The sequence below is a fragment of the Pseudoalteromonas sp. GW168-MNA-CIBAN-0100 genome, from assembly GCF_040309225.1.
In the GTDB taxonomy this organism is placed as follows: Bacteria; Pseudomonadota; Gammaproteobacteria; order Enterobacterales; family Alteromonadaceae; genus Pseudoalteromonas; species Pseudoalteromonas arctica.
This window is the reverse complement of record NZ_JBEOOL010001138.1, coordinates 1-234: the sequence shown is the minus strand read 5'-3', so window position 1 is coordinate 234 and position 234 is coordinate 1. Positions and strand designations below refer to the sequence as shown.

At 39.3% G+C, this 234-nt stretch carries 1 pseudogene; it reads left to right on the top strand.

Going from position 1 to position 234, the window contains the following annotated elements:
- A pseudogene (thrS, locus tag AAEY62_RS24940) lies at positions 1–234 on the top strand (threonine--tRNA ligase); the annotation flags it as partial.

Sequence of the window (234 nt, the reverse complement as noted above, 5' to 3'; positions counted from 1 at the left end):
ATCATAAGCTGACGCATGAAGATATAGAAGCCTTAGAAAAGCGTATGCTTTCGTTAGCTAAAACTAACTACGATGTGGTTAAAAAAGTTGTATCTTGGAAAGACGCTCGTGATGCTTTTAGCGAACGCGGTGAAGAATACAAAATAGCTATTTTAGATGAAAACATCAGTAAAGACGCAACACCAGCGCTTTATCATCACGAAGAATACATCGACATGTGTCGTGGTCCACATG